Origin of the sequence: Stenotrophomonas sp. HMWF003, from assembly GCF_003061285.1 — a bacterium.
GTDB lineage: Bacteria > Pseudomonadota > Gammaproteobacteria > Xanthomonadales > Xanthomonadaceae > Stenotrophomonas > Stenotrophomonas maltophilia_AP.
Genome location: NZ_QAIW01000260.1, coordinates 1 through 7,133 on the forward strand (window position 1 = coordinate 1; position 7,133 = coordinate 7,133).

The 7,133-nt window shown below is 67.8% G+C and carries 6 protein-coding genes; 5 read left to right on the forward strand and 1 reads right to left on the reverse strand.

The genetic code is table 11. From position 1 onward, the window contains the following. The first annotated feature begins 48 nt into the window (after positions 1–48). The 4 genes from DBR34_RS10805 (at position 49) to DBR34_RS10820 (ending at position 5,620) form a co-directional block, all read left to right on the forward strand. Complete coding sequence (locus DBR34_RS10805; RefSeq protein ID WP_128096791.1) at positions 49–1,137, forward strand: DUF5694 domain-containing protein; 1,089 nt, start codon at positions 49–51, stop codon at positions 1,135–1,137. Positions 1,138–1,388: 251 nt separating this feature from the next. Next, the gene (locus DBR34_RS10810; protein WP_219928263.1) at positions 1,389–2,993 is read left to right on the forward strand and encodes a serine hydrolase domain-containing protein; all 1,605 of its coding nucleotides are present in this window, start codon (positions 1,389–1,391) and stop codon (positions 2,991–2,993) included. A gap of 105 nt (positions 2,994–3,098) precedes the next feature. Then, the gene (locus DBR34_RS10815) at positions 3,099–5,039 is read left to right on the forward strand and encodes a PEP/pyruvate-binding domain-containing protein (RefSeq protein WP_258223817.1); all 1,941 of its coding nucleotides are present in this window, start codon (positions 3,099–3,101) and stop codon (positions 5,037–5,039) included. A 47-nt stretch (positions 5,040–5,086) separates the two neighbouring features. Continuing rightward, positions 5,087–5,620, forward strand: coding sequence for a nuclear transport factor 2 family protein (locus DBR34_RS10820; RefSeq protein WP_128096794.1), 534 nt, complete (start codon positions 5,087–5,089; stop codon positions 5,618–5,620). 96 nt (positions 5,621–5,716) lie between these two features. Here DBR34_RS10820 and DBR34_RS10825 read toward each other — a convergent pair whose 3' ends face one another. Then, on the reverse strand, positions 5,717–6,205 hold the full coding sequence (locus DBR34_RS10825; protein ID WP_128096795.1) for a hypothetical protein: 489 nt from the start codon (positions 6,203–6,205) through the stop codon (positions 5,717–5,719). A gap of 475 nt (positions 6,206–6,680) precedes the next feature. Between DBR34_RS10825 and DBR34_RS10830 the strand changes: the two genes are divergently transcribed. Next, positions 6,681–7,133: SgcJ/EcaC family oxidoreductase (locus DBR34_RS10830; RefSeq protein ID WP_128096809.1), on the forward strand; the 453-nt coding region annotated here is incomplete at its 3' end.

Consider the following 7,133-nt stretch of genomic DNA (forward strand, 5'->3'; position numbering starts at 1 on the left):
CACCAGCATCGCGTCCAGGCAAGGCACCCGCCATTGCAGGGAGGCAGCATGATCGGACGCATCGGCGGTATGTTCATCCTCGGGTTGTGCAGTGCCAGCGCGCTGGCCGCCGGGTCGGGCTACCAGCCCCCCTTCCACCCGGAGCAGCTGAAGGGCCCGCCGGCGGGCAGGCCCAACGAGGTGCTGGTGCTGGGCTCGCCGCATCTGTCGGGGTTGCCGGACACCTTCGCGCCGGCCCAGCTGGAACCCTTGCTGGCGCGTCTGGCCGCCTGGAAGCCGGAGGCGATTGCGGTGGAGGCCGTGCCCGGCCTGCAGTGCGATTACATGCGCCGCAATCCCGTGCGTTACGCCGACAGCGTCAGCAGCTACTGCGTGGATACCGGTCCGGCGCAGGCCGCAACCGGCCTGGACGTGCCCGCCGCCAACGCCGAGGCCGAGCGCCTGCTGGCACAGTGGCCCGCCACTCCCAGTGCGGCGCAGCGGCGACGGCTGGCAGCGGTATGGCTGGCCGCCGGTGAGCGCAACTCCGCGGTGGTGCAATGGTTGCGCCTGCCCGCCGAACAACGCATTGCCGCCGATGGTCTGACCGAGGCGCTGGTGGCCTTCCTCGACCAACGCCTGCAGCGGCGCGACGAGTCCGTGCTGGTGGCCGCCACGCTCGCCGCCCGGCTGGGGCTGGAGCGGGTGTGGGCGGTGGATGACCACACCGCCGATTCGCCCACGCCCAAGGACGTGGAGAAGGCGGCGGGCGATGCGATCCGCAAGGCGTGGGACAACCCGTACACGAAAGCGCGCGCCGCTGCCGACATTCCGCTGTACGCCAATCTGGCGCAGCCTGACGGCATCCTGGCGATCTACCGCGCGTACAACGCACCGGAAGGCGCGATGCAGACCTACCGCAGCGATTTCGGCGCGGCGCTGGTGGAGCCGTCGCCGCAGGCGTTTGGACGCAACTACGTGGGCTACTGGGAAACCCGCAACCTGCGCATGGTCGCCAACATGCGCGACGTGCTGGGACAGACCCCCGGCATGCGCATGCTGACCATCGTCGGCGCGTCGCACAAGCCTTACTACGAGGCCTACCTCCACCTCATGCACGACGTGCAGCTGGTGGACGCCGACGCCGTGCTGCGCTGACGCCGTCGCCCGCATCGGATCGGTGCAGGTGCTGCCGCGCCCCGGGATAACTTCCGGCCTATATCGCGGCGTTCGAGCGCCGTGCTAGGTTGCGCTGCCCAACACTGCCGTGGGCATCCTTCCAGGGGCTTGCCGTGCGTGTCAGTCGATCCGTCCTGTTGATGGCGATCATCGCCACCGCGTGGGCCATGCAGCCCTCCGTCGGCCGCGCCCAACCCGCCCGTACGTCACCCGCAGATAGCCACGCGCAGGTGGATGCCCTCTTTGCCCCGTGGAACAGCACCACCACGCCAGGCTGCGCGGTTGGCATCTCCCGCGACGGCGTGCTCGATTACGCGCGCGGTTACGGCATGTCCTCTCTCGAGTACGACATCGCCCTCTCCCCGGAATCGATCTTCCTCGTCGGGTCGGTCTCCAAGCAGTTCACCGCCTTCTCGATCGCCCTGCTGGCGCAGGACGGCAAGCTGTCGCTGGACGATGACATCCGCACCTACCTGCCGGAGATGCCGGATGTTGGCCACAGGATCACCATCGCGCACCTGATCCACCACAGCAGTGGCCTGCGCGAGCAGGGGCAGCTGCTGTACCTGGCCGGGTGGCGCAGCGACGACGTCATGACCCAGCGCGACATGCTGGCGATTGCCACCCGGCAACGCGGGTTGAACTTCACGCCGGGCAGCGAGACGCTCTACAACAACCTGGGCTACACACTGCTGGCCGAAATCGTGCAGCGCGTCTCCGGCAAGCCGCTATGGGCCTTTGCCGATGAGCGCATCTTCAAGCCGCTGGGCATGACCGACACCCACTTCCAGGCCGACCACACCGAGATCGTGCGGGGGCGGGCCGCGGCGTACCAGGCCGATGGAAAGGGCGGCTGGACGATCAGCATCCCGGCATCGGACTACTACGGCCCGACCGGTCTGTTCAGCACCGTCGGCGACCTGCTGAAGTGGCAGGCCAACTTCGTCGACGGGCGCGTGGGTGGGACAGTCCTGGTGGCGTCCCTGCAGCAGTCGGCTGCGTTGGACAGCGGCGCCGCAAGTGGCTACGGCGGTGGCGTGTTCGTGCAGACCTACCGTGGCCTGCGCACGGTCGGCCACGATGGCCTGCATGCCGGTTACCGGGCCGACGCGGTGGCATTTCCCGACCAGCGGCTGGCGATCGTGACGCTGTGCAACGGCACCACCGCCACACCCACCGAGCTCAACCAGAAGATCGCGGCGGTGTATCTGGGGACCCAGATGACGCCCATTGCCTCCCCGGTGAAGGTGCCCGAAGCGGCGTTGTTGCCGCTGGCGGGCGTGTATTGGAGTGCAGTGACCGACGAGGTAGTGCGGGTGGAAGTGAAGGACGGTGCACTGCGTCCGTTCGGCGCGTCGACGCCTTTGGAAGCGCTCGGCGGTGGGCTGTTCCGTTCGGGTGAGGTGGCACGATGGCAGTTCGGCACCGCCACCCCGGCGCCGCACGGCACGCGCGAACTGCGCATCTGGGATGCCTGGCCCACGCCGCGTGTCTTCTCGCGCGTCAACGCGCCGATGCCCACTGCCGCGGCGCTCGCAGCATTGGCGGGGCAGTACCGTATCGACGAAGTCGGCATGACCTATACGGTGCTCATGGTGGACGGCAAGTTGACCGTGCGCTGGCCGCGCCAGAATGACCTGGTGCTCGACGCCGTGGGCGGTGACCGCTTCGTCAGCGGCCCATGGACGGTGACATTCACGCGTACCGCGCAGGGTGCGGTGGATGGCTTGACCCTCACCGCGCGCCGGCTGCGACGCCTGCGGGCCGAGCGGATCACCACGCCCGACGTGCCGGCAGTAGCGGCTACCCGCATAGCCGCCGAGCACCCGCGCTGACGCCCGATCCTCCTCCGCCACCGGACTGGCTTATGATCCACCCACTTCAACTCCTGCACCGGCATCATGGACCGATCCCGTACGCACCTTGCCCGGCCAACGCGCGTGTTGGCCCTGCTTGCGCTGCTGCTGTGCTGCACCGCGCCTGCGCTGGCGCAGACGGCACGTAAACCCTCACCCTACGAGTACCGGCCAGGCAGCGAGGCCGCTGCAACGCCCACCGAAGGGCCCGACTACCTGTCACGCATCGACAACCGCGCGCAGTTCATGCAGCTGGCCCGTGTCTACAACGCCGGTACTGCGCTGGAGATGCCGCACCTGATCTTCGTGATCGACCGGCAGAACGCCGCGCGCATCTACTACATCAACACCCCGCGCATTGCGCTGCACGAGCAGTTCCTGCGCCGCCAGCGGCTGGTGCGCAGCCTGGACAAGGCCACGCTCAACGCGCAGTACCGTGACCCCGAGCGGCGGTTCCTGTTTGGCACGCTCAGCTGGCAGCGCGATCTGCCCGGCTACACCTACGAGTTCTGGGAGGGCGACAAACTCACCGCACCCCTGCTGCGGCAGACCGACGCGGTGGTACGCGCCTCGTTCCGCGAGCCGATCCGCTTCAAGACCAACTCCACCCAGCACGAGCAGCTGGCCACCGCCATGGGGCTGGCCTACGTCAGCCAGGAAGCGCTACTGCGCGAGCAGCGTTTCCTGCCGTTGAACACCGGCCGCGCCGAGGGGCGGCTGCGCATCGTGCGCTCGGAGGCGCAGCTGCGCACGCTGTCGCCGGGCGACATCCCGGTGCTGGACGAGGTGCCCATCGCGCTGGCACCGGTGGCCGGCCTGGTCACCCAGCGTCCCTCCACCCTGCTGTCGCACGTGAACCTGCTGGCCAAGGGCTGGGGCATTCCCAACCTCTACCTGCGCGATGCCCAGGCGGCCCTGCGCCCGTACGACGGCCAGTGGGTCGCCCTGGAGGTCACCCACAACAACTACCAGGTCACCCGCCTGACGCGCCCGGCACGCACGCCGTCGGCCCCGGCGGCACGCCCCACCGTGCGCAACCTGCCACGCCCGGACCTGAGCGTGGTCGCGCTCAAGCCGCTGGCCGCGCTGCGCGCCCGCGACAGCGGCCACTGCGGGGTGAAGGCGGCCAACCTGGGCACGCTGAAAACCGCGCTGCCGCCCGCCGCACGCGTGCCCGACGGCTTCTGTATTCCGTTCGCCCACTACCAGGCGATGATGCAGCGGCTGCACATTCCCGAGCGCCTGCAGGCGCTGCAGCGTCGCCCCGGCTTCAGCACCGACGCGGCCATCCGCCGGGACGCGTTGGCAGCGCTGCGTGCCGAGATCGCCAACGCCGCACCCGATCCAGCCTTTGTGCGCAGCCTGGACGGCCAGTGGCGGGGGCAGTTGCAGGCCAGCGCGGTGTTCGTACGCAGCTCGTCCAACTCCGAGGACCTGCCGGGTTTCAGCGGCGCCGGGTTGTACACCACCGTCCCCAATGTGACCCGCGCCGACGACGTAGCCAAGGCCGTGCAGACGGTGTGGGCGTCGGTGTTCAACTTCGAGGCGTACGAGGCCCGGACGGCCGCCGGCCTGCGCCAGGACGCGGTGGCCATGGCGGTGCTGGTGCAGCGCGCCGCGCCTTCGGACAGCTCCGGCGTGATGATCACGCGCGACCCCTTCGACGCCGCCCGCCGCCACATCACCTACATTTCGGCCAAGCGCGGGCTGGGCATCCGCGTGGTGGAAGGCAAGCGCCAGGCCGAGCAGGTGATGTACTCCACCTGGTCCAAGGCGGTGCAGGTGCTGAGCCGGTCGGCGGAAGATACCCAGCTGGTGGCCAACGCGGCCGGCGGTGTACGCGAAGTGCCCATCACCGGCTCACGCCAGGTACTTACCGACGCGCTCATCGCGCGGTTGGCCCGGGTGGGCGCCAGCACCAAACAGGCGCTGGGCGGCGTGGACCAGGATATCGAGTGGGCCGTGGTGGGCGATGAGGTGCTCATCCTGCAGTCGCGGCCGTACGTGGATGGCAGTGCGCGGTAACGGTGCGCTGGTGTGCACCGGTTGACCCCCCCCAACAGGAGCGTTGCATGTCCCTACGAAGCATTCCGCTGATCACGTTCATCATCGCGCTGGTGGTCTGTGCCCCGGCGCGGGCCGAACGCAACGTGGCCAACGATGTCCAGGCGATCGAGCACGTGATGGACGCGTTCCAGGCAGCGCTGATCCACAAGGACAAGGCGGCCTACATGGACCTGTTCTTCTCCGACAACCCCGCCGATATCGGCTGGCAGTTCGTGTCCGAAGATGTTCGCCTGGCGAAGATCCGCACGACCAAGCCCGACGCGATCAAGGCGCGCCAGCTTCCGTCGAACACCTTTGTCGCGCTGATCGACGAAGTGGTGGCAACCGCCGAGCCGCGCGCGGAGGAATTCTCCAACGTGAAGATCGACACGGACGGTGATGTCGCATCGGTGTCGTTCGATTACCGTTTCCTTGCCAACGGCGCAACGACCAACTGGGGCAGGGAGATGTGGCAGCTGGTGCGAACCGAGCGCGGCTGGAAGATCTTCTCGGTGGTGTACTCGATCCACGACAGATTGAGCGTTGCGGGCGACAGATAATTCATTCTGTTGGCTGCGCCCGCATGGGCGCAGCTCAGCTCGAGCGTCTCAATCCCTCTTCAACGCACAGGAGCGCATGCATGACGCCACGAACGGTCAGGGTTCCTGGTAGTCGCTCTCATCGTAGCTGCCCATCACCGTGCAGGTCAGCGATGAACTGCCTTCGCCCAGCATGAGCTCACCCATCGTCGTCGTGCGTCCAGCATTGGCTGCGAGCTTTGCCGCCTTGCGCACAGCAGCGGCGCTGGCGTTGAACGCGGCGGTGTAGCTTTCGCCCAGTTCACCGTCCGGATCGATATAGATGGACACCTCGCGCACCGGCAAACCGAACACGGTAAAGGGGACCGGGGGCGTGATCGGCGTGAACTCACCGGACGCGCTGCGGGCAAGGGCCTTCCACGCGGCGCTGTCCGTGTCGGGTTGCGTCCTGCATTCCAGGGCAGCCTGTATCGCCGGGGCAACCGCACGCCATTGCGCGGCATCGAGCGCCTGTGCCGCCGGGGCGGCGAACAGGCCAACAAGCAGCGGTGCGATGTACTTCACGCGGGCACCGCGCGACTGCGTCATCCATTGACCAACGATCATTCCCTGTTACTCCGGTTGCGCTTCAGGGTGTCAACGCCGACGGACCACGATGGTCGCTTCCCTGGCTGGGCAAGTTTACGATCTGTGCTTGAGCCGGCCAACCTTTCGGTGAGCACGCCATGGCAAGAACCTGTGAATCTTCCCTGCACCGCAAGCAGCTGCTCGCAAGCGATGTGGCGGCCTGTTACTACTGCTTCGCCGAATTTCCGCCTGCCACGGTTGTTGCATGGTGCGACGGCCAGCAGCAGGATCAAACCGCACTGTGCCCACAGTGCGGAGTGGACGCCGTTGTGGGGTTCACCGGTGCCGTGGATCTGGCATGGCTGCGGCACGCCCATGAGCAGGGCTTTGCATAGAGCGCCGCCGTGCGCCCACCCGACCGGTCAAGCTGCGCCCTTCCCGTAACGGCATGGCCGCAGGCGTATTCTTGCCCCGGCGGCTGCCGTCGCCCTCCATGACTACAGGAGCTGGATCCATGCGCGCGCTGGTACTCGCTTTGATCATTCCTTGGCTGGCACTCACGGCAAGCCCGGTGGCCGCGCACGTCACCCCGGCGCCCGAGCCGCAGACAGAGCTTCCCGATGTGCCGTTGCCGGCCGAACTCGATCGTGTGCTGCGCGACTACGAGCGCGCATGGAATGCCGGTGACGCAGCCGGACTTGCCGCGCTGTTTGCCGACGACGGCGTGATACTGCAAAGCAACCAACCGCCCGTGCGCGGCCGCGCCGCCATCGAGGCGGCCTACGCGGGCCAGGGCCCGGGCGGGTCACTGCGCCTGCGCGCATTCGCCCACGCAGTGTCCGGTACCGTCGGCTATGTCATCGGCGGATACGGCTTCGGCGGTGGCCGACGCGATGCGGGAAAATTCACCCTTGCCCTGCAACGCGCGGCGGATGGGCGGTGGATGATTTTTTCGGACATGGACAAC

What these genes read in the sequence shown, in the direction of transcription:
- DBR34_RS10805 (WP_128096791.1), top strand. Translation starts at nt 49, where the DNA reads ATGATCGGACGCATCGGCGGTATGTTCATCCTCGGGTTGTGCAGTGCC.
- DBR34_RS10825 (WP_128096795.1), bottom strand. Translation starts at nt 6,205, where the DNA reads ATGATCGTTGGTCAATGGATGACGCAGTCGCGCGGTGCCCGCGTGAAG.
- DBR34_RS10820 (WP_128096794.1), top strand. Translation starts at nt 5,087, where the DNA reads ATGTCCCTACGAAGCATTCCGCTGATCACGTTCATCATCGCGCTGGTG.